The 21,863-nt window shown below is 71.3% G+C and carries 20 protein-coding genes and 1 pseudogene; 5 read left to right on the top strand and 16 right to left on the bottom strand.

What is annotated here, in order from left to right:
- Positions 1-113 precede the first annotated feature (113 nt).
- From N799_RS14940 to N799_RS12840, 3 genes are all read right to left on the bottom strand, one after another.
- Entirely contained in the window at positions 114-971 is an 858-nt protein-coding gene (locus tag N799_RS14940) for a DUF3800 domain-containing protein (protein ID WP_081975030.1), read from the bottom strand.
- Positions 972-1,001: 30 nt separating this feature from the next.
- Positions 1,002-1,370 carry an Imm50 family immunity protein gene (locus N799_RS14935; protein WP_081975029.1) on the bottom strand — a complete coding sequence of 123 codons (369 nt, stop codon included), beginning with the start codon at positions 1,368-1,370 and terminating at the stop codon, positions 1,002-1,004.
- A gap of 559 nt (positions 1,371-1,929) precedes the next feature.
- Positions 1,930-4,572, bottom strand: a complete 2,643-nt coding sequence (locus tag N799_RS12840; RefSeq protein WP_036213284.1) for an alpha-amylase family glycosyl hydrolase — start codon at positions 4,570-4,572, stop codon at positions 1,930-1,932.
- A 282-nt stretch (positions 4,573-4,854) separates the two neighbouring features.
- Here N799_RS12840 and N799_RS12835 point away from each other — a divergent pair, with 282 nt between their 5' ends.
- On the top strand, positions 4,855-7,551 hold the full coding sequence (locus N799_RS12835; RefSeq protein WP_036213282.1) for a TonB-dependent receptor: 2,697 nt from the start codon (positions 4,855-4,857) through the stop codon (positions 7,549-7,551).
- A 4-nt stretch (positions 7,552-7,555) separates the two neighbouring features.
- A complete protein-coding gene (locus tag N799_RS12830) occupies positions 7,556-8,974 on the top strand; it encodes a solute:sodium symporter family transporter (protein WP_036213280.1) in 1,419 nt (472 codons plus the stop codon).
- Positions 8,975-9,519: 545 nt separating this feature from the next.
- Here N799_RS12830 and eda read toward each other — a convergent pair.
- The 8 genes from eda to N799_RS12795 all read right to left on the bottom strand — a co-directional run bounded on the left by eda (position 9,520) and on the right by N799_RS12795 (position 16,226).
- On the bottom strand, positions 9,520-10,173 hold the full coding sequence (eda, locus tag N799_RS12825) for a bifunctional 4-hydroxy-2-oxoglutarate aldolase/2-dehydro-3-deoxy-phosphogluconate aldolase (protein WP_036213278.1): 654 nt from the start codon (positions 10,171-10,173) through the stop codon (positions 9,520-9,522).
- Positions 10,174-10,392: 219 nt separating this feature from the next.
- Complete coding sequence (gene glk / locus N799_RS12820; protein WP_036213276.1) at positions 10,393-11,364, bottom strand: glucokinase; 972 nt, start codon at positions 11,362-11,364, stop codon at positions 10,393-10,395.
- Positions 11,361-13,217 (bottom strand): phosphogluconate dehydratase, encoded by a 1,857-nt coding sequence (edd, locus tag N799_RS12815; protein ID WP_036213274.1) that lies wholly within the window; start codon positions 13,215-13,217, stop codon positions 11,361-11,363. The genes glk and edd overlap by 4 nt, the downstream gene beginning before the upstream one ends.
- Positions 13,217-13,924: a 6-phosphogluconolactonase gene (gene pgl / locus N799_RS12810; RefSeq protein ID WP_036213272.1), complete on the bottom strand. Its 708-nt coding sequence runs from the start codon at positions 13,922-13,924 to the stop codon at positions 13,217-13,219. The genes edd and pgl overlap by 1 nt, the downstream gene beginning before the upstream one ends.
- Positions 13,925-13,931: 7 nt before the next feature.
- Positions 13,932-15,398, bottom strand: coding sequence for a glucose-6-phosphate dehydrogenase (gene zwf, locus N799_RS12805; protein WP_036213270.1), 1,467 nt, complete (start codon positions 15,396-15,398; stop codon positions 13,932-13,934).
- 82 nt (positions 15,399-15,480) lie between these two features.
- Positions 15,481-15,603, bottom strand: a complete 123-nt coding sequence (locus N799_RS16040) for a hypothetical protein (RefSeq protein ID WP_275040623.1) — start codon at positions 15,601-15,603, stop codon at positions 15,481-15,483.
- Positions 15,604-15,756: 153 nt separating this feature from the next.
- Positions 15,757-15,969 carry a hypothetical protein gene (locus N799_RS12800; protein ID WP_036213269.1) on the bottom strand — a complete coding sequence of 71 codons (213 nt, stop codon included), beginning with the start codon at positions 15,967-15,969 and terminating at the stop codon, positions 15,757-15,759.
- Complete coding sequence (locus N799_RS12795; RefSeq protein ID WP_036213268.1) at positions 15,969-16,226, bottom strand: hypothetical protein; 258 nt, start codon at positions 16,224-16,226, stop codon at positions 15,969-15,971. The genes N799_RS12800 and N799_RS12795 overlap by 1 nt, the downstream gene beginning before the upstream one ends.
- Before the next feature lie 252 nt (positions 16,227-16,478).
- Here N799_RS12795 and N799_RS12790 point away from each other — a divergent pair, with 252 nt between their 5' ends.
- Positions 16,479-17,057, top strand: a complete 579-nt coding sequence (locus N799_RS12790; protein ID WP_036213266.1) for an outer membrane beta-barrel protein — start codon at positions 16,479-16,481, stop codon at positions 17,055-17,057.
- Positions 17,058-17,214: 157 nt separating this feature from the next.
- On the opposite strand, the gene N799_RS12785 is transcribed toward N799_RS12790, so the two are convergent.
- From N799_RS12785 to N799_RS12765, 5 genes are all read right to left on the bottom strand, one after another.
- Complete coding sequence (locus tag N799_RS12785) at positions 17,215-18,255, bottom strand: NAD(P)H-dependent glycerol-3-phosphate dehydrogenase (RefSeq protein ID WP_052101544.1); 1,041 nt, start codon at positions 18,253-18,255, stop codon at positions 17,215-17,217.
- A gap of 10 nt (positions 18,256-18,265) precedes the next feature.
- The gene (gene secB / locus N799_RS12780; RefSeq protein ID WP_036213263.1) at positions 18,266-18,790 is read right to left on the bottom strand and encodes a protein-export chaperone SecB; all 525 of its coding nucleotides are present in this window, start codon (positions 18,788-18,790) and stop codon (positions 18,266-18,268) included.
- Between the two features lie 123 nt (positions 18,791-18,913).
- A complete protein-coding gene (locus N799_RS12775) occupies positions 18,914-19,351 on the bottom strand; it encodes a rhodanese-like domain-containing protein (RefSeq protein WP_036213260.1) in 438 nt (145 codons plus the stop codon).
- A 61-nt stretch (positions 19,352-19,412) separates the two neighbouring features.
- Complete coding sequence (locus N799_RS12770) at positions 19,413-19,838, bottom strand: hypothetical protein (RefSeq protein ID WP_036213257.1); 426 nt, start codon at positions 19,836-19,838, stop codon at positions 19,413-19,415.
- Between the two features lie 49 nt (positions 19,839-19,887).
- Positions 19,888-20,358 (bottom strand): YiiD C-terminal domain-containing protein, encoded by a 471-nt coding sequence (locus N799_RS12765; protein WP_036213254.1) that lies wholly within the window; start codon positions 20,356-20,358, stop codon positions 19,888-19,890.
- Positions 20,359-20,431: 73 nt separating this feature from the next.
- On the opposite strand from N799_RS12765, the gene N799_RS12760 reads away from it, so the two are divergent.
- Positions 20,432-21,190, top strand: coding sequence for a uroporphyrinogen-III synthase (locus N799_RS12760; protein ID WP_036213251.1), 759 nt, complete (start codon positions 20,432-20,434; stop codon positions 21,188-21,190).
- 58 nt (positions 21,191-21,248) lie between these two features.
- Positions 21,249-21,863: pseudogene (locus N799_RS12755) on the top strand (uroporphyrinogen-III C-methyltransferase); the annotation flags it as partial.

The raw sequence follows: 21,863 nt of genomic DNA, 5'->3' as shown, positions 1-21,863 counted from the left end.
GACCACAAGACAGTTGCTGAGTTAAGCCGACCTGCGTAGCGGAGCCGGCAACATGGCAAGCTTTACCTGCCATGTTGCTGGTGTAGCGAAGCAGGTTCGGCTTGAACGAATTGTTAGCCCGCAGGCAGGTTGTAGTGTCTGCGCCATTGAAGCCTTGGCTCAGCCCTAACAGAAGTAATGAACGTGTTCAGTCGGTCCATGTGACGACCATTTCGTTCAACGAGCGTGGTGCGAGCAACCCGGTCGCGAATGATTGAGTAGCATTTTGCATAGAAATTCTTGGCATCCTCCGACCAAGTATCTCTGTGACCCTTCTCGATCTCAATGAATCGCTTAGTGCAGTAAATAACAAGATCAGAAAGCTGCACCATCGGGTTCTTCTGCGAGTCAACCGAATAGCTAAACTCCACTACCCACTTGATACGGTGGGTTGCTGCACCGCCAAAGCGGCGCTCGTGCATTAGCTGCTCTATTAGGCTGTGGTGCTGGTCTTTCTGGTCGAGGATCACCATGCCACGAGCTGAAATTCCAAGGCGACTACGCACATACCAGTTGATGTAGGTGATTAGGTAGTCGAAGCCAATCGGATAGGGCTGGTCGGATCCGTACGGAACCGGCGCGGTGTGGTTGGCCGCAGCAAGAGCTTGTTTGTCAATGGCGAGGTAGTGCACGCCGTGAGCACGTTCCGCCAGAAGGCCAAGTAGGCGAAGAGCGAGTTCACAACGCGCCTGCAGGTCATGACCGGCAAACGGACCATCGCCCGCGGGGCAGAGCAGCTCTTTCGAGTGCAGCTCAAAGCCGTCCGGTGTGTCGCCGCTGAAGTAGTCAGAAATGATCCCGGCGAGGTGTTCTTGAGTTGCATTCCAGCCCTCGTCCCGCACGCTAATTCCGCCGAGAACGAATATCGGTTGGTGCTGGTCTGCGAGGTTCGCACCCGTGTCGCCTGATTCATCGAGATAGAAGAAATGCACGGATGGTGCTCCTGCGGGCTAACACCTGAGTTAAGCCGAACCGCGAAGCGGTTTCGGCTTGAACGAATTGTTAGGCGACACTTCCGCGACGGTAGCCGCCGTGCATGTGAAGCTGCCGCCGAGCCCAATGCAGGACTCTAGCGTAACCATCATTGGGTCTCCGGGCGTAACAGTGAGGCAGTCCAGAACGTTCTCTGAGGCGAGGGCGCCCACGTCGAGCTCACGGACGCCGGAAAATGACAAAGATACCTCGGCGCTCTTGCTGGCAGAAGCATCGATGTACGAAAGGACGAGAGAAACAGTGCCCTCGGCCGAGAAGCCGAACGACAGCACTCGAGCATCAGCGAACTCCGGCCAGTAGCCGAAGACCGATGTGACTGTTTCAGATCCCGTGATCATTCCAGTGCCGCCTAACACCTAGTCGACCCCGCAAACGGGGCGTTATCCGATACTCGCCGGGTTGGCGCATTGCCGTCAACCGCGCAGGTGCGTGCTTTCCGCATAATCGACCGGGCCCGACGCCGGTGCCGCACCTCGTTCCTGCGGTGTTATCTGTTGGCGTCCCGCACACGTCGTGCAAACCGCACGCCCGCACCCGTCGGCGGCCACTTCCGCGGACTGCCGTGGTTCCGGCGGTATGCCGGCCCGACATGCCACCGGTCGCGCGCACACCCTGATCCACTGCTCCGGCGCTGGATCCCACTCCTTCGACAGTGGATTCCACCCTACCGGTACTGGATTCCACTCTTCCGGCACCGGATTCCACACCCGCGACCACTCGATATCACTGCCCGGACACCGGTTTCCAGTATCCGGGAGACTGGATTCCAGTCCTCCCGGCACTGGATTCCAGTCCTCCGACCACTGAAATTCACTCCCCGCTCCACCGGTTTCCAGTCCCGCCGGTAGTGGCCGTCAATCTCCGCCGCGTGGATTCCCGTCCCCCAAGCACTGGTTTTCACTGGTCGCCAGGTGGGTGGCCATCGCGTCCGCCGCCACGCAATTCCACCGTCACCGAATCCATCACCCGTACCCCGTCGGCATTACCCCCGCCAAACGCCACCGGCCCCGCCTCCGGTTGCAGCGGGCGGTAGCCCTCGTCGTAATCCCAGGTGGTCACGTGCAGCCGGGCGCCGTGCAGGGTTTCCGGCTCGCCCAGCGCGGTCGCGGGCAGGGTGAAGGTGATGGTGCGGGCGGCGGGGTCGACGTCGATGCGCGCGCCGGGGGTGACGGCGCGGCCTTCGTCGGTGGCGCTGGCGCCGGCCGCGGCGGTCAGCAGGTTGGACCAGCCGTGGGCGCGCAGGCGGCGGTGCCAGTGCATGCCGTCGGGCAGGTCGGCGTGCTGGCGAGGCATCGCGGTGGCGCCGGGGCCGGCGGCGTCGCCGGGCAGTTGCAGGTAGGCGGTGATGGCGACGCGGTCGAAGCCGTTGGCGGGGTTCCAGCCGGTGCCGATGCCGCGCATGGTCAGTTCGATGCGCAGGGCGCCGCCGGCGGTCCAGGCGCGCAGGCGTTCGATGTCGGTCGGGCGCAGGTCGCGCCAGCCGGGGTCGGCCGGGTAGGTGTAGCGGCCGGTGGGGCCGCTGTCGTCGCCGCGCGGGTCGGGCTGGTCGGCGGCCGGTTGCCAGTCCAGCGCCACGCGGAAGCGGCGGGCGTCGCCGGCCTCGCCGCGGGCCGGGTCCCAGGCGACGACGCGGTGTCCGGTGGCGGGGTCGGTCATGCCGTCGGTGCGGACGGTGGCGCGCCAGCGGCCGTCGCTGTCGGCGCGCACGGCGGTGGTCGCGGCGAGGTTGCCGTCGGTCACCAGCTGGAAGGCGTGGCCGGGGCGCGCGGTGCCGGTCAGGTGCAGGTCGCCGGTGACGGTGGGCGCCACCGCGGGGTCGCCGCGGCGGACCGGGTCGATGGTCGGCGCGGACGATGCCGGTGCGGCGGCGGTCGCGGCGGCCGGTCCGTGCGCGGCCCGCCAGACCTGCCCGCTGCGCGGTGGCAGCACCAGCGTCACCGTGCCGTCGGCGCCGACGGTGAGGTCGTCGGCGACGCCGTCGATGCCGAACAGGCCGCGCAGGCGGGTGCCGGCCGCCAGGCCGGTGGCGAGGCGGTCGGCCAGCGCCGGGTGGTCGGCGCTGTTGAGCACCACCAGTGCGGTCTCGCCGGCGTGGTCGGTGCGCCAGGCGATGGCGCCGGCGGTGGCCGGGTTGTCGGCCAGCACGGTCGGCACGCCGCGCGAGAACAGCGGGTGCGCGCGGCGCAGCGCGATCGCGTCCTGCAGGTAGCGGTACAGCGGCGCGGCGGTGTCGAAGTGGTCGCGGCCACCGCTGCCGGTGCCGGCGGCGAACATCGACGCGCGCCGCTCGGCAAAACCCTGCTCGGTGCCGTAGTAGATGACCGGGATGCCGGGCAGGGTCAGCATCGCCAGCAGCGCCTGTTTCAACCCGGCCTCGTCGCCGCCGGCGAGGAAGCGGTCGACGTCGTGGTTGTCGATGAAGCTCGGCATCCGGTGCGGGTCGGCGTGCAGGGCCAGCATCGATTCGATCCGGTGGCGCAGCTGCGCGGTCGGCGTGCCGCGCGCGAACACGTCGCCGAGGCTGCCGTACAGCGGAAAGTTGATCATCGACGGCAGCCCGCCGGGCGTACGCATATAGAGGTCGAGCTTGCGCGCCCGGGTGTCGTCGAAGGGCTGGTCGCTGCCGAAGCCTTCGCCGAACGCGAGGAAGCCGTCGCGGCCGGTGGCGGCGGCGACGCGCGCGATGCCGGGCGCGTCGGCGTCGTCGCTGTGCAGGAAGTCGGCGAAGAACTCCGCCGGCACGTGGAACGCGGTGTCGACCCGGAACGCATCGACCCCGACCGCGCGGACCCAGTGGCCATAGGCCGCGCGCAGGGCGTCGCGCACGGCGGGGTTTCCGGTGTCGAGGTCGTCGAGGCCGGCGAGGGCGTGGTCGAGCTCCTGCCGGCGCTCGGTGAAGTCGGTGATCTCCGGCGTCCAGTGGTAGAGGCCGGCGGCGCGGTCGGCGGCGCGGCGCGGGTCGTTGCGGTCGAACGGCGGCTGCACCGGCGCGCTGCGGCCCTGCGGGTCGGTGCGGGTGGTGCAGTCGCGCTCCGGCTCGATGGCGCCGTCGTCGCCGGGCGCGCATTGCAGCCAGTCGCCGACGTGGTTCACCACCACGTCCTGCACCAGGTACATGCCGCGGCCGTGCAGCGCGCGCGACAGGGCCTGGTAGTCGCCGAGCGTGCCGTAGTGCGGGTCGACCGCGCCGAAGTCGCTGGCCCAGTAGCCGTGGTAGCCGCCGTAGCTGGCGCCGGGGTTGAGCCACTGGCCGGCCACCGGCGGGGTGATCCACACCGCGGTCGCGCCGAGGCCGTCTATGTACGCGAGCCGGCGGGTGAGCCCGGCGAGGTCGCCGCCGCTGTAGCGCGACGGGTCGGCCGGGTCGTACTCGCCGGCGCCCTGGTCGTTGTTGCCGGGCGCGCCGTCGTCGAAGCGGTCGAGCAGGACGAAGTAGATGACCTGGTCGCGCCAGTCCGGCGACGGCACGTGCAGTGCGCCTTCGCCGCGTTCGGCCGCAGCCGCCACGCCCGCCACCAGCCCCAGTGCGAGCGCCAGCACGCCCCTCGCCCACCGTCCTGTCCGCACGGCCTGCCCCCTGCCGCGACGCGGCCGATGAATGCGCGCCCCACTATTCCATAGCGGTGTTGCGCCCGGTCCGGGCCGCCGCGGCGCGCGCAATGAATACGTTTGCAGCGCGATTTGTGCAGGGTTTGGCGCGTCTACCATCGCCCTGCGCCTGGGGAACGGCCGTCGTTCCGGAGCGCGAACGAACGGCCCGGGGCGTGTAATCGCCCATGTCCGGGCACCGGCATTCCGCGTAGTGGAGGGGACACCTTGAACATGAAACGCAACCTGCTGAGCGTGGCGCTGGCCACGGCGACGCTGATGATCGCCACCGCCGCACAGGCGCAGGACGCCAGCGCGAACGCAGACCGGCAGGCCCCGCCCGAAGAGACCGCCACCCCGGCCGACGACGCCACCGAGCTGGACCGCGTCACCGTCACCGGCATCCGCCGCGGCATCGAGGACGCCATCGAAGCCAAGCGCACCTCCACCTCCATCGTCGAGTCGGTCTCGGCCGAGGACATCGGCAAGCTGCCGGACATGTCGATCGCCGACTCGCTCGCGCGCCTGCCCGGCCTCACCGCGCAGCGCTTCGGCAACCGCCCGCAGGAGATCAACATCCGCGGCTTTGCCGGCGACTTCTCCACCACGCTGCTCAACGGCCGCGAGCAGGTCAGCCTGGGCAACAACCGTGGCGTCGAGTTCGACCAGTACCCGTCGGAGCTGATGAGCCAGGTGATGGTCTACAAGACCCCCGATGCGCAGCTGGTGGGCCAGGGCCTGTCGGGCACGGTCGACCTGCGCACCGTGCGCCCGCTGTCGTTCGCCGAGCGCGTCACTGCCGTAAACCTGCGCGGTGACATGAACCGGCTGAAGGACAGCGACGAGTGGGGCAGCCGCGCCAGCATCTCCTACATCGACCAGTTCGCCGACGACACCGTCGGCATCGCGGTCGGCTATGCACGCATGGACAACCCGACCCAGGGCCGGCAGTTCGAGTCCTGGGGCTACGACAACGGCGTGCTGGGCGGTGCCAACCTGCACGCGATCGAGGGCGACAACCAGCGCGACGGCCTGATGGGCGTGCTGGAGTGGAAGCCCAGCGACCAGTACCACTCCACCCTTGACGTCTTCTACTCGAAGTTCGACAAGGAAGAGCGCAAGCGCGGCCTGCAGATGGGCCTGGTGTGGGGCAACGGCTCGACCCTGGTCGGCGGCACCCGCAACGACACCGGCACGATGACCGAGGCCCACTGGGAGAACGTCAAGCCGATCGTCGTGCGCAACGACTACAACGCCGCCGACGACGAGATGGTCGCCTTCGGCTGGAAACAGGAGCTGAAGATCACCCCGAACTGGACGGTGACCACCGACATCGGCCACTCCTCGGCCCGGCGCGACGAGCGCATCCTCGAGGTCTACGCCGGCCTGCCCGACGGCGGCCGCGACAGCGTCGACCTGGTCTACAACCCGGACGGCTACTTCGACTTCACCCTGGGCCAGGACTACACCAACCCGGACGGCCTGCGCATGTTCGACCCGGGTGGCTGGGGTGGCGAGCGCGCCCAGGCCGGTTACCTGAAGGACTTCGAGGTGCGCGACGCGTTGACCTCGCTGCGGATCGACCTGACCCGCACCTTCGACACCGGCTTTGTCAGCGCGCTGCACTTCGGCGCCAACCTGACCGACCGCACCAAGAGCCGCGCCTCATCGGAGGCGACGCTATGCATGACCGCCGCCTGCACCGAGAACGTCGAGGGCGTGATCCCGGCGCAGTACGTCACCGACACCTCGTTCGGCCACTTCGGCCTGCCCGGCGTGCTCGGGCTTGATGCGCTGGCGATGCTCAACGACGGCGTGTTCCACCTGTGGCGCAAGGACCACGCCGACATCTCCAACAAGAACTGGGAGGTCAACGAGAAGGTCTCGACCTTCTACGTGCAGGCCGACATCGACACCGACCTGGGCCCGATCCCGCTGCGCGGCAACATCGGCGCGCAGCTGGTCAGCGCCGACCAGGATTCCAGCGGCATCGCGACCTTCCAGGGCGTGGCGCTGGGCGAGCAGGCCACCCGCGGCGCCACCAGCACCGAGGTGCTGCCGAGCATGAACCTGTCGTTCGAGCTGCCGGCCGACCAGATGGTGCGCGTCGCCGCGGCGCGGCAGATGGCCCGCCCGCGCATGGACGACCTGCGGGCCAACGCCGGCTACGGCTACGACGCCCAGCGCGGGATGCTGACCGGCAGCGGCGGCAACCCGGAACTGGAGCCGTGGCTGGCCGACGCCTACGACGTGTCGTACGAGAAGTACTTCGGCGGCAAGGGCTACGTCAGCGCCGCGTACTTCTACAAGGACCTGAAGAGCTACATCTACAACCAGACCACCGAGTTCGACTACCGCCAGCTGCCGATCCCGATGGAGTTCGACCCGGCGCTGCTGCCGGACGAGTGGTGGCGCGGGGAGTACACCCAGCCGATGAACGGCGAGGGCGGCACGCTCGACGGCTTCGAGCTGGCGGTGTCGGTACCGCTGGAGCTGCTGTGGGCGCCGCTGCAGGGCTTCGGCGTGGTGGCCAGCTACTCCGAGACCGACAGCGAGATCGAGCCGCTCGGCCCCGGCACCACCGAGCCGCTGCCGGGCCTGTCGCGCTACGTCTCCAACGTCACCGCGTACTACGAGCGCCACGGCTTCTCGGCGCGGGTGGCGCACCGCAAGCGTTCGCGCTTCCTCGGCGAGGTGCAGGGTGCCGGCGGCGACCGCACCAAGGTCTACTTCGACGGCGAGTCGGTGACCGACCTGCAGCTGGGCTACACGTTCCAGAGCGGCGCGTTGCAGGACCTGTCACTGCTGCTGCAGGTCAACAACCTGGAGAACGAGCCCTACCGCACCATCCACGACGGCCTCAGCGAGCGTCCGCACCAGTACTTCGAGTTCGGCCGCACCTACCTGCTGGGCGTGAACTACAAGTTCTGACGTCGTGGAGTCCAACGCCGTGCAGGGGGTGGTGTTCGTCGCCCTGACCGCGCTGGTGGCGCTGCTCACCTGGTGGCGCTGCCACCACGAGGTGCGCAGCGCCGACACCTCGCGCGACTACTTCCTCGCCGGCGGCACGCTGGCGTGGCCGTTCATCGCCGGCTCCTTGCTGCTGACCAACATCAGCGCCGAGCAGATCGTCGGCATGAACGGCGCGCAGATGATGCTGGTGGCGTGGTGGGAGTTCGGCGCCGCGGCGGGGCTGCTGGTGCTCGCCCACGTGCTGGTGCCGATGTACTACAAGCACCGCTGCACCACGACCACCGAGCTGCTGGAGAAGCGCCTCGGCGACCCGGCGCTGCGGCGGGTGGTGTCGGTGCTGTTCCTGGCCGGCTACATGTTCATCCTGCTGCCGGTGGTGCTGTACACCGGCGCGGTGTTCATGAAGTCGATGTTCGGCCTGGACTGGTCGATCCTGACCATCGCCGCGCTGTTCGCCGCCGGCGGGCTGGCCTACGCGGCGTTCGGCGGCCTGCGCGCGATCGCGATCTCCGACACCTGGAACGGCATCGGCCTGCTGGTGATGGGCGTGGCGGTGACGCTGTTCGCGCTGGCGGCGGTCGACTGGGACCTGTCGGGCATCCCGGCCGAGCGCTGGACGCTGGTCGGCGGCGACGACTCCGACATCCCGTGGCACACGCTGCTGACCGGGATGGTGTTCATCCACATCTTCTACTGGGGCACCAACATGGTGATCGCCCAGCGCGCGCTCGCGGCCAGGTCGGTGCGCGAGGCGCAGAAGGGCATCTACGCGGCGGCGGCGTTCAAGCTGGTGACGCCGCTGGTGGTGATCCTGCCGGGCGTGATCGCCTACAAGCTGTACGGCGATGTCGGCGACGTGGCCTACGGGCGGCTGGTCGGCGACGTGCTGCCGGGCTGGCTGTCGGGGGCGTTCGCGGCGGTGATCACCGGGGCGGTGCTGTCGAGCTTCAACTCCTGCCTCAACTCGGCGTCGGCGCTGTACACCTGCGACATCCACCTGGCGAAGGTGAATCCGCGGGCCGATGCGCGGCGGGTCGGGCAGCGGGTGGCGGTGGTGTTCGCGCTGGCGTCGCTGGCGATGGTGCCGCTGTACCAGCACGCGGAGAGCATCATCGCGACGCTGCAGCAGCTCAACGGGCTGTACTCGATGCCGGTGCTGGCGGCGTTCGTGGTGGCGGTGCTGTTCAAGCGCATCGATTCGCGCGCGGTGCGGACCGGGCTGGTGTTCGGGGCGGCGCTGTACGCGGTGTTCACCTTCGCGTGGACGCCGCTGCACTACATCCATCTGATGTTCATCACCCTGGTGGCGACGGTGGCGGTGACGTGGGTGCTGGGGCGCTTGCTGGACCGCGGCGCCGCCGCGGTGCCGGGCGAGGCCTGACGGGCGCAGCGTCCACGCTCGTGCAGGAGCGGCTTCAGCGCGATCGGATGTCCGTGTTGTGTAGGGCGGCAGGGCTGCAAGGGCAACGGCAACGGCAACGGCAACGGCAAGGCTTGCCCGGCTTCGGGGGAAGGCGCCCTGCGCGGGTGTTGTCTGCGCCCCTCGGTCGAGCCATCCGTGGCTCGACTCGGGGACGTGCGCCATCCATGGCGCACTCTCCGCAACACCCGCACAGGACGCCACGCTGGTGCTTGGGTGTCGTGGCGTTGTTGGGTGCGCATGCGCCGCCGGTCGCAGGCGTGCGCCCTTACCGAATCATGCGAAATGCGGGGATGTAGGAGCGACGTGAGTCGCGAACCACTGACTGCTGGTTGCGCGTCGATCAACGCGAGCCGGGGTCGCGCGAATGGGAGATCGCGTTGAACGCGGTCGCCTCGTGAGGTCAGTGGGTCGCGACTGACGTCGCTCCTACCAGGCGTCTCCGGGCGGTTCGGCGGTCGCGGTCGCGTTGCGGATATGGACTACGGCGCGATCGCGGCGCGGGCCTACGGCTGCCCTGCCCCGCACTCCCGTGCCAGCGCGGTGATGCGCGGCCAGTCGCGTGCTTCGATCGCGTCCTTCGGGACCATCCACGAGCCGCCGACGGTGATGACGTTCGACAATGCGTGGTAACGCGGGGCGGAGGCCTGGTCGATGCCGCCGGTCGGGCAGAACCGTGCCTGCGGGAACGGGCCGGCGAAGGCCTTCAACGCGGCGGCACCACCGGCCGCTTCGGCTGGGAAGAACTTGAAGCGGCGGTGGCCGTGGTCGAGGCCGCGCATGAGCTCACTGGCGGTGGCGATGGCGGGCAGCCACGGCAGGCGGTGACGGGCGGCGGCGGTGTAGAGCGCGTCGGTGGCGCCGGGCGAGATCGCGAACGCGGCGCCGGCGTCGGCGACGGCGTCGAGGTCGGCCGGGGTGAGCACGGTGCCGGCGCCGACGATCGCGCCATCGACCCCGGCGGCGATGCGGGCGATGGCGGCCAGCGCGGCGTCGGTACGGAGGGTGACTTCGAGCACCGGCAGGCCGCCGTCGACCAGCGCGCGGGCGAGCGGGACGGCGTCGTCGAGGCGTTCGATCGCGAGCACCGGCAGGACCGGGGCGCGGGCGAGGATCGCGTCGATGGCGGCGGTGCGGGTGTCGTTGTGGGTATGGCTCATTCTTCGGCTTCCTGGATCCGCGCTGCGGAGATCATCCGATGAACCGTAGGAGCGACGTGAGTCGCGACCCACTGACCCGACGAGGTCTCCGCGTTCAACATGCACCCCGTTCGCGCGATCGTGGGATCGCGTTGATCGACGCGCGGCGACAGGTCAGTGGGTCGCGACCCACGTCGCTCCTACCGTGGCCGGCCCCTTTTCGGTGAGTGGCGCGCGGCGTCACGCCCGCAGCGCAACGGCGGCGCCGAGCAGGCCGGGGTTGGGATGGGTGGCGATCTGCACGGAGACCTGTTCGAGGTAGGCGGCGAAGCGGCCCTTGGCGAGGAAGCGCTCGCGGAAGGCGCTGCTGCGCAGGAACGGGACGAAGCGCGGGACGATGCCGCCGGCGATCATCACCGTGCGCGCGCCGTGGGCCAGGGCGACGTCGCCGGCGACGCTGCCGAGGATCGCGCAGAAGCGGGCCAGCGCACGGCGGGCGACGACGTCGTGGCCGTCGAGCGCGGCCGCGACCACCTCGGCCGGGTCGCGCAGCTGCAAGGCGCGGCCGGTGTCGTCGTCGAGCCCGCGCAGCACCGCGTCGATGCAGGCCAGGCCGCTGCCGGACAGCACGCGCTCGTAGGAGGTGCGGCCGTGGCGGGCGTTCATCCAGCGCACGATCGCCTGCTCCTCGTCGCCGAGCGGGGCGAACGCGACGTGGCCGCCCTCGGTCTCGACCACGCGCCAGTCGCCCTCGCCGCCGACCAGCAGGCCGACGCCGAAGCCGGTGCCCGGGCCGAGCACGCTGACCGGGCCGCGCAGGGTGTCGCCGGCCGGGCCGTACAGGGCGATGCGGTCGCCCGGGCCAAGCGCGGGCACGGCCCAGCCGACCGCGCCGAAGTCGTTGATCAGGCGCAGGTCGTCGAGTCCGAGCGCGGCCTGCAGTTCGGTGCGGCTGAACGACCAGGCACGGTTGGTCAGGCGGATCTCGTCACCGGTGATCGGGCAGGCCAGCGCGATCGCGGCGCGGCGCGGGCGCGCGCCGACCAGCGACAGGTAGTGCTCGGCGGCGTGCTGCAGGCTGGCAAAGCGGGCGTTCTCCAGCGACTGCGGTTGCAGCAGTTCCGGCACCGCCGCGGCCGGGTCGACCAGCGCGAACCGCGCGTTGGTGCCGCCGATGTCGGCGATCAACTCGAGCCGGTCGTCGCCGCTCACGCGCCGGTCTCCGCGTCGAACAGGCTGCACGCGCCCTGCTCGGCGGTGCCGGCGCGGGCACGCATCAGGCCGAACAGTTCGCGGCCCATGCCGGCGTGGCTGGCGCGGTCGGCGGCGAACGCCGGTTCGCGCGCCTGCCACTCGGCCGGATCGACCCGCACCGTCAGCGCGCCGGCCTCGGCGTCGATGTGGACCGGGTCGCCGTCGCGCAGACGGGCGATCGCGCCGCCGTCGACCGCTTCGGGCGTCACGTGGATCGCGGCGAGCACCTTGCCCGACGCACCCGACATGCGGCCGTCGGTCAGCAGGGCGATGTGCTGGCCGCGGTCCTGCAGCACGCCGAGGGTCGGGGTGAGCTTGTGCAGTTCGGGCATGCCGTTGGCACGCGGCCCCTGCCCGCGCACCACGCAGACGAAGTCGCCCTCCAGCGCACCGGCGCGGAACGCGTCGAGCACCGCGTCCTGCGAGTCGAACACCTTCGCCGGCGCGGTGATGGCGCGGTGCTCCGGTGCCACCGCCGAGACCTTGACGATCGCGCGGCCGAGGTTGCCGTCGAGCGTGCGCAGGCCGCCTTCGGCATCGAACGGCACCGCCACCCCGCGCAGCACCGACGGATCGAGCGAGCCGGTCGGCGGGTCGCGCCAGCGCAGGGACAGGTCGTCCAGCCACGGCTCCATCGCCTGCTGGTGCAGGTCGCCGCCGTGCACGCAGGCGATGTCCGGATGCAGCAGGCCGGCGCCGATCAGCTCGCGGATCGCGAAGCCGAGCCCGCCGGCGGCGTGGAAGTGGTTCACGTCGGCGCTGCCGTTGGGATAGATCCGCGCCAGCAGCGGAGTCACCCGCGACAGCGCGTCGAGATCGTCCCAGTCGATCACGATGCCGGCCGCGCGCGCGACCGCGACCAGGTGGATCGCGTGGTTGGTCGAGCCGCCGGTCGCGGCCAGGCCGACCATCGCGTTGACGATCGCCTTCTCGTCGACGGTGCGCGCGAGCGGGCGGTAGTTGGACGACACGCCGTCGTCGCCCAGCGCGGTGATGCGCAGCGCCTGCTCGGTGGCGGCGACGGTCAGCGCGTCGCGCAACGGCGTGCCCGGGTTGACGAAGGCGGTGCCCGGCAGGTGCAGGCCCATCACCTCCATCAGCATCTGGTTGGAGTTGGCGGTGCCGTAGAAGGTGCAGGTGCCGGGGCCGTGGTAGCTGCGCGACTCGGCGTCGAGCAGCTCCTCGCGGGTCGCCTTGCCCTCGGCGTAGCGCTGGCGCACGGCGGCCTTGTCGCGGTTGGACAGGCCGGTGGTCATCGGCCCGGCCGGCACGAAGATCACCGGCAGGTGGCCGAAGGACAGCGCGCCGATCAGCAGGCCCGGCACGATCTTGTCGCACACGCCCATCAGCAGCGCGGCGTCGAACATGTCGTGGCTCAGCGCGACCGCGGTGGCCAGCGCGATGGTGTCGCGGGAGAACAGCGACAGCTCCATCCCGGCGCGGCCCTGGGTGACGCCGTCGCACATCGCCGGCACGCCGCCGGCGACCTGGGCGCTGCCGCCGGCCGCGCGCGCGGCGGCGCGGATCAGGCTCGGGTATGGCTCCAGCGGCTGGTGCGCCGACAGCATGTCGTTGTAGGCGGTGACGATGCCGATGTTGCCGGCGCGGCCGTCGCGCAGCGCGGGCTTGTCCACGCCCGACGCGGCGAAGCCGTGGGCGAGGTTGCCGCAGCTCAGCGCAAGCCGCGCCGGGGTGCGTGCGGGCGAGTGCCGGCGTGCGTCATCCATGCGCCGCAGGTAGTCGCCGCGACTGTCGCGGCTGCGCTCGACGATGCGGGCGGTGACGCGCTCGACGGTGGGATGCAGGCTCATCACGGGCTCCAATGTACGTGCACCGGCGCGGTCGCGGCGTCGAGGACGGCGGCGACCGGCGGGCGTTGCGTCGCGGTCGATGCGAGTGCGTCGCGCAGCACCGCGCGCTTGTCGCCGGTGATCACCAGGTGCAGCGCGCGGGTGCGCAGCAGGCGCGCGGCAGTCAGGCTGATGCGCGGGTACGGCGCGTCAGGCGGCAACGGTTGCGGGTCGATGCGGCAGGCGTCGCGCGTGGCGTGCGGGTCGAGTGCACCGGGAAGCTGCGGCGCGCCCGGGAACAGCGACGCGACGTGGGCGTCGCCGCCCATGCCGAGCACGACCGCGTCGAACGGCTCGGGGCGGCCGGCGAGTAAATCGCGCGCGGCGAGTGCGGAACGGTCCGGGTCGCCGTCGGCAACGGTCAGCCCGGCCAGCCGCACACCGTCGGCGGCGGCGAAGGCGTCGGCCAGCGCGCGCTGGTTGCAGGCCGGATGGTCCTGCGGCACGCAGCGCTCGTCGGTCGGCAGCAGCAGCACCTGCTCCCACGGCAGCGGCGCGGCGGCTAGGCGGCGGTACAGCGGCAGCGGCGTGCGGCCGCCGGCCAGCGCGAGCATCGCCCGGCCGCGGCGCGCGATCGCCTCTTCGCAGGTGTGCCGCAGCACGGCGGCGACGGCTTCGGCGAGCGCGTCGGCGGTGTCGTACTGGTGTTCGGTCGCGACGTTGCCCATCACCGGCTCACTCCCGCCACGCGTGGCCGTGGCGTTCGGCCAGGGTGACCGCGCGCGACGGCCCCCAGGTGCCGGCCGGGTACGGCCGCGGGGTGATGCCGGCGTGGCGCCAGCCGTCATGGATCGCGTCGATCCACTGCCACGCGGCCTCGGTTTCGTCGCGCCGTACGAACAGCGTGCCGTTGCCCTCGATCGCGTCGAGGTACAGCCGCTCGTAGGCGAGCCGGCGCCGGTGCGCGGCGAACTGCTCCTGCATGTCGAGGTCGAGCGCGACCTGCGACAGCTGCAGCCCGTTGCGGTCCAGTCCCGGCGTCTTGTGCATCATCCGCAGCTCGATCCGCTCGTCCGGCTGCAGCCGGATCACCAGCGCGTTGGGCTGCAGCGGCGCGCCGCCGTGGTCGAAGATCGAGTGCGGCACGGCGCGGAACTGCAGGTAGATCTCGGTGCAGCGCTGCGGCATGCGCTTGCCGGTGCGCAGGTAGAACGGCACGCCCTTCCAGCGCCAGTTGTCGACCTGGGCGCGCAGCGCGACGAAGGTCTCGGTGCTGCTGGCGCGGCCGAGCTCGTCGAGGTAGCCCGGCACCGCGACCCCGCCGACCGCACCGGCGGTGTACTGGCCGGTGACGGTCTCGCCGGCGACCTCGTCACGGCCGATCGGTCGCAGCGAGCGCAGCACCTTGATCTTCTCGTTGCGCACCGCGGTCGGCTCGAACCGCGACGGCGGCTCGATCGCGACCAGGCACAGCAGCTGCAGCAGGTGGTTCTGCAGCATGTCGCGGCTGGCGCCGGAGTCGTCGTAGTAGTCGCCGCGGCCCTCGACGCCGACCGTCTCGGCGACGGTGATCTGTACCTGCTCGATGTGCCGCGCGTTCCACAGCGGTTCGAACAGCGCGTTGCCGAAGCGCAGCGCGAGCAGGTTCTGCACGCCTTCCTTGCCGAGGTAGTGGTCGACCCGGAACACGCGGTCCTCGTCGAACACGCGGGCGACGCCGTCGTTGATCGCGGTGGCGCTGGCGAGGTCGTGGCCGAGCGGCTTCTCCAGCATCACCCGGGTGCCCGCACCGCCGAGGCCGTGCGCGCCGAGCGCGTCGCAGACCGGCGCGTACCAGCGCGGCGCGGTGCTGAGGTGGCAGACCACGTCGCCACCGTCGCGCAACGCGGTGATGGTGTCGCACAGCGCGCGCAGCGAGGCGTCGTCGTCGAGCGCGGCCGGTTGGTAGTGGATACGCCGCAGCAGGGCGGCGAGTGCGGCCGGGTCGCGGTCGGAGCCCGGCAACTGGCGTTCCACGGCTTCGGCGACCAGCGCGCGGAAGCCGTCGAGGTCGAGCTCGCTGCGGGCGGTGCCGAGGATCCGCAGCGACGGCGGCAGCAGGCCGTCGCGTTCGAGGCCGTACAGCGATGGCAGCAGCATGCGCCGGGCGAGGTCGCCGGTGGCGCCGAAGATGGTCAGCAGCGAAGCGGTGGTACCGGTCACGTCGCGGGCCCCTGCGGTGGACCCGCAGCGTACTGCCGGCCGCCACCGGTTTGCGGCTGCATACGTTTGCAGCGCGCGGGCCTCAGGCGATGCCGGTGCCGCCCTCCAGCCAGGCCCAGACCACGCCCGCCAGCAGCGCGGCCAGTGCAAGCCCACGCGACAGCATTTCCGTGCGGTCGGCCCGCAGCGGTTTCCCGTGCTTCATGACGCGTCCCCCTGTCAGCCGCATCGTTCCCCTTGCGGCTATCGAACGTCGTCGCGGGCGGCGTGTCCGTGGTGGCGGTCACATGCCTGCAATACGGCGGGGGACGGTTGGGGCCGCCGGGCGGGGGTGATGCGCGTGGCGGTCGCGCGGGGTTCAGTGGGTGCGGGGGCGGTCGCGTCCGCTGGCGGCATGCCCGGCTCCTGCCTGCGGCGCGGCCGCGACGGCCGACACCGCGGCACCGGCCGGCTCGCGCGACGCGCTCGACACCGGCACCGCCAGCCGCGCCATCGGGTCGGCCCGGGCGTCGCGGCCCGGCTGCATCGGCCGCATGCCGTCGGGCACGTGCCAGCTGTGCACGCGCGGCATCACGACGCCAGCTCCCGGTACGGCGGCTCGCCCGCCAGCACCACGCGGGCGCGGCGGTAGCTCCAGGCGGTGTAGGCAAGCTCGGCGACGCTGATCCAGTCGACCTTGAAGCGCGCGTAGTTGCGCGACCAGCAACGCGCCAGCGCCGGCTCGATCTCGGCCCACGGACGGTTGCCGAAACAGGCGCGCGCCTCGATCCCGATCGTGCAGGCCGCCGCCTGCGCCGCATCCTGCGATGGGTTGGGTCTGCGGTTCATGGCGGCTCCTGCGGCTTGCTGATGGACAGTCACCGTAGGGCGGCCGGCATTAAGTGCCGATCAATTCACGAAGCTGGATGTGACCTCCGCTCAGGGCGAGCCTGAACCTCGCATGTAGTTGCTGGACTTCCCGGTTCACAATTCAGGACGGGTTTGGGCGCCACTCGGATACTGCCGGTGCCGAGCCGCGGAGCGCTCCCCCGATTGCGCGACCGCCGGCCGGACCAATCAAACCAGAGAGGCCAAGACCTTATGAAGAAGTCCCTGCTTGCCCTGACCCTGCTCGCCGCCCTGCCGTTCGCCGCGTCCGCCGCCGACGGCATCTCCTACAACTATGTCGAGGGCGGCTACATGGCCACCGACACCGACGCCGGCGATGCCGACGGCTGGGCCATCAACGGTTCGGGCGCGATCGCCCCGAACTTCCACGTGTTCGGCGGCTACTCCGGCCAGAAGACCGACGACTTCACCGTTGGCGGCGTCCGCTTCGACGGCGTCGATGTCGACCAGATGCGCCTGGGCATCGGCTACAACCACGAGATCTCGCCGCGCGCCGACCTGGTGACCCGGGTCGCCTACGAGCGCTTCGAGGACGAGTTCGACGACAGCCTCAACGGCTACAGCGTCGAGGCCGGCGTGCGTGGTGCGCTGACCCGCAACCTGGAGGGCTACGCGCTCGCCGGTTACGAGGATGGCAGCGACTACGACGGCGACTTCTACGGCCGCGTCGGTGCGCAGGTGAAGTTCAACCCGATGTGGGGCATCAGCGGCGACGTCAAGTTCGCCGACGGCGACACCCAGTACTTCATCGGCCCGCGCATCACGTTCTAAGCGGTCCCCGCGTCATCGCGACAATCTCTCTCTCCCCCCGAAATCGTCGCGACAGCCCCGGCTCCGGCCGGGGCTTTTTTTTTTGACCGCGGTTTCTATCGGGACGAAACCGTCGTTCGGCAGGAATCCGGCCCCGGCCGGGTTCTTACTGGGCCGTTCAACCGAACAGCGCGGTCGGGTATTCGGCCTTCTGCTCGCGCGCCATCAGCTGGCGCAGGCCTTCGCCGGGGGTGATCTCGCCGTGCAGGACGGCGTAGACGGCCTCGGCGATCGGCAGTTCGACGCCGTGGCGGCGGGCCAGGCGCATCACCTCGTCGGCGGTCTGGACCGATTCGACCACCTGCCCGATCGCGGCCACCGCCTCGTCGATCGACTGGCCGCGGCCGAGCGCGAGGCCGAGGCGGCGGTTGCGCGACAGGTCGCCGGTGCTGGTCAGCACCAGGTCGCCGAGGCCGGCCAGCCCCATCAGGGTCTCGGGCTTGCCGCCCAGCGCGCGGTTGAGCCGCAGCATCTCGTTGAGGCCGCGGGTGATCAGGCCGGCGCGGGCGTTGAGGCCGAGCTCCATTCCGTCGGCGACGCCGGTGGCGACCGCCAGCACGTTCTTCATCGCGCCGCCAAGCTCGGCGCCGAGCATGTCCTCGCCGGTGTAGGCGCGGAAGCTCGGGCCGTGCAGCACCTCGGCCACCGCCTGGGCGAACGCCGGGGTGTCCGAATGCACGGTCAGCGCGGTCGGCAGGCCGAGCGCGACCTCCTTGGCGAATGACGGCCCGGTGACGACCGCCAGCGGCACGCCGGGGCCGAGCACCTCGGCCGCGACCTCGTGCAGGAAGCGCCCGCTGCCGGGCTCGAAGCCCTTGGTCGCCCACGACACCCCGGCCGCGGCCGGGCGATGCGGGGCCAGCGTGCGCAGGGTGTCGGCGAATGCGTGCGAGGGCACCGCGACCAGCACCAGGTCGGCGCCGTCGAGCGCGGCGGCGAGGTCGGTGGTGGCGCGCAGGGTATCCGGCAGCGCGATGCCGGGCAGGTAGCGGGTGTTCTGCTGGCCCTGGTCGATGGTCGCGACGCCGGCGGCGTCACGACCCCAGAGCACGGTGCGGTGGCCGTGCCGGGCGATCAGCGCCGCCAGAGCGGTGCCCCACGAACCCGCGCCGAGCACCGCGACGTTCTGCGCGGCGCCGTTGTCCAGGCTGGCAGCCATGCCGGGCCCGTCAGGCGTTGCCGCCGGCTTCCGCGTCGTTGAGCTCGCTGGCCTGCTTGGCCGCGCGCTGGCGCAGGCCCTCGGCGTACAGCGCGTCGAAGTTGATCGGCTGCAGGAAGAACGGCGGGAAGCCGCCGGACTGCACCAGCGAGCTGATCAGCTGGCGGGCGTACGGGTACAGCATGTTCGGGCAGTGGGTGCCGAGCATCGCGTCGAGCTGGGCCGGCTCGAACCCGGTCAGGCCGAACACGCCGGCCTGCTTCACCTCGACCAGGTACATCGGCTTGTCGCCGACGTTGCAGGTCAGGGTGATGCCGAGCACCACCTCGAAGGCGGCCTCGCCCAGGCGCTGGACGCTCTGGCTGAGGTTCATCTGCAGCTGCGGCTGGGCCTGCTCGTTGAACACCGCCGGGCCACCGGGAACTTCGAAGGAGACGTCCTTGGCGTAGATCTTCTCGACCGTGAAGGCGTTGCCGGTGTTGCCGGTGGCGGCCTCGGCCGGCGCGACGGCGCCGTTGGTGTTTTCTTCGGACATCTCGATGACTCCAGCGATAAGGCGGAAAGGGTCGATTATGGCACGCGGCCTTCAGCCAGCCGCGGTTCAGCTATGGGGTCGGCGCGGCCACGCACAAGGGCCGCGGGCCGCCGTCTCGCGGGCCTAGCCGCGGCCCTTGACCAGCGGCAGGTCTGCCTGCTGCCAGGCCTGGATGCCGCCGTCGAGCCAGTAGACGTGCTCGAAGCCGGCCTTCTTCAGCCGCCTGGCGGCGCCGGCCGAGGCCTGCCCGGTGCGGCAGGTGACCACCACCGGCAGCGCCTTGGCGGCGGCCAGCAGCTTGTTCTCGGGGTCGAACTGGCTGGGCTGGACCGACTTGCTGCCGGCGATGTGGCCGTTCTGGAAGTCGTTGGTCGAGGACAGGTCGACCACCAGCGCGTTGTCGCGGTTGATCAGGCCGGTCAGCTCGGCCGGGCGCAGCGCCTTGTAGCCGCGGAACAGGCGGGCCACCTCGGTGTAGAGGATCGCCAGCGTCAGGCCGACGAGGCCGAACGAGAGGTAGGGGTGGCGGCCGGCGAAAGCCAGCAGTTCGTCGAAGTTCACGGCGTCATGGCTGCGGTTGGCGGGGGGGCGGATTGTCGCAGAAATGCCGCCGGCTGCCCGGTCACTCGCCCCACAGGTCCGGCAGGCCGCTGGTGACCCACCAGGTCTTCGCCTCGGCATCCCAGCGCCAGGCTTCGCGGTAGCGCACGGTGCGCTGGGCCATGGTGTGGCGGTTGACCACGCCGATCTCGATGTCGCGCACGGCGGTGCCGGCGTCGAGGTTGCGGCTGGCGCCGGTGTCGCGGTAAGCGGTGATCTGGACCTGCTCGTAGCGCTCCAGTTCGAGGTCGGTCAGCGGGTTGGCCTCGCGCGCGTCGGGGTCGACCAGGTTGGCGGCGCCGGCGAAGTCGCCCCAGCGGATCGCGCCGGACCAGGCGTACTGGGCGGCGTCGAGCGCGTTGGCGGCCGGGCTGGAGCTGGCGCAGGCGGCGACCAGCAGCAGCGCCAGCAACGGCAGGGATCGGGTCAGGGACTTGAACAGGCGCATCGGCGCGCTCCGGGCAGGGCGATGGCGCACATCCTAGCCGCGCCGCCGCTCAGGGGTTTGCGACCGGCCTGGCGATGGCGACGTAGCGGGCGGTGAACGTGGTGGCGACGCCGCCGCCGGGCAGCGGCACGCTGGCGGCGAGGTTGGCCCGCGCCCGGCCGCGCTCGCGCAGGGTGCGGATGAAGCCGTCCCAGTCGCTGTCGGGCCCGAGCGTGGCGGTGACCTCGATGTCGGCGAACAGCGGCGCGAGGTAGCGGACCTGGCTGTCGGCGACGTAGACGTCGGCGTCGATGCCGGCGGCCTCGACCTTCAGCGACACCAGACCCCACGAGGCCAGCGTCATCATCGAGGCGAGGCTGCCGCCGAACGCGCAGCCCTTGTCGTTGACGTGGCGGTCCAGCGGCGCGCGCACCTGCAGGCGCTCGCCGTCGTAACCGGCCACGGCCAGGCCCATCACCGCCACCGGTGGCATCGACAGGTAGTGGTGGCGGAGGCGTTCGATAGCGTCGGTGTGCGGCATGCGGGCGACCGGGAGGCGGCGGCTCAGGATAGGGCACTGCCGGCTTCACGGTGGCGTCGCTATCCTGCGCGCCATGTCCGCATCCGCCGCCCACGACTGGTACCTGGTTTCACTGCGCCCGCGCGGCCAGCACGCGCCGATGCGCAGCGCCGCCGCGCGCCATGGCGGCGGGGTGGTGGCGATTTCGCCGTGGACGCTGCGGCCGCGCGACGATGAACACGCCGGGGCGAGCCTGGCCAGTGCGCTGGAATCACCGCGGGTGGTGTTCACCAGCCCGGCGGCGGTGCGCGCGGCGGCGGCGCTGCGGCCGTTGCGACCGACCGGCCGGCAGCAGTGGTTCGCGGTCGGCGCGGGCACGGCGGCGGCACTGGCCGAGGCCGGCGCCGGCGAGGTGGCCGCGCCCACGCGGATGGACAGCGAGGGTCTACTCGCGCTGCCGGGACTGCAGGACATCGCCCGCACCCGGGTCGGGCTGGTCACCGCGCCGGGCGGCCGCGGCACGCTGGTGCCGGCGCTGGAGGCGCGCGGGGCAACGGTGGTGCGTGCCGACGTCTACCACCGCCAGCCGCTGTCGCCGTCGCCGCGGGCGATGGCCGCGCTGCGCGGGCTCGACCAGCCGGCGGTACTGGCGGTGTCCAGCGGCGAAGGCCTGCAGCAGGTGCTGCTGAACCTGCCGCCCGACCTCGCCACCCGGCTGCGCGAACTGCCGGTGGTGGCCGCCAGCGACCGCCTGGTCGAGCTGGCCGGGCGGCTCGGTTTCGACCGTGCCAGCCGCGCCCGCAGCGCGCGCCCGGCCGACCTCGCCGACGCCGCCGCCGCGACCCTGCGCTGAGGGCCGCGGGGGCGCGTTCCGGTAGCATGGGGCGCTCCCTTTCGCGCGCGTCGACACCGTGATCCAGACCCCTGACGAACCGACCTCCACGCGTCGCCGCGGCGGCTGGACGTGGCTGCTGTTGCTGGCCGTGCTGCTGGTGGCCGCCGGCGGCTACGGCTGGCACCGCTGGCAGCTGCACCGGGCCGCCGACACCCGCGCCGGCGACGCCGCGGTGCTGGTCGAGGCGCTCGACCAGCGGGTCGACGCGCTGCGCCGCGACCAGCGCGCGCAGGCCCAGCGCCTGCAGCAGGCCGACGCCACCAACCGGGTGCTGCGCGACGAGCTGCTCGGCCTCGGCGAGCGCTCGGCGATCATCGAGGACAGCTTCGCCCGTTTCGCCGACCCCGACCGCCACGGCGCCCAGGCGCTGCGGCTGGACGAGGCCGAACTGCTGCTGTCGCTCGGCCAGCAGCGCCTGCTGATCGCCGGCGACCTCGACGGCGCCCGCCGCGCGTACGCGCTGGCCGCCGGCGTGCTCGAAGGCGTCGACGACCCGGCCTACCTGAGCCTGCGCCAGACGCTGATGCAGGAGCGCGCGGCGCTGGACGCGCTCGAGGCCGAGCCGCGGGTGCGCGCGCTCGCCCGGCTCGATGCCTTCGCCGCCGCGCTGGACGCGCCCGGCCGCCCCGCC

The sequence above is a fragment of the Lysobacter arseniciresistens ZS79 genome (genome assembly GCF_000768335.1).
GTDB classification, from domain to species: domain Bacteria; phylum Pseudomonadota; class Gammaproteobacteria; order Xanthomonadales; family Xanthomonadaceae; genus Novilysobacter; species Novilysobacter arseniciresistens.
Note: the sequence above shows the minus strand (reverse complement) of the source record. Positions and strands in the feature narration are given on the sequence as shown.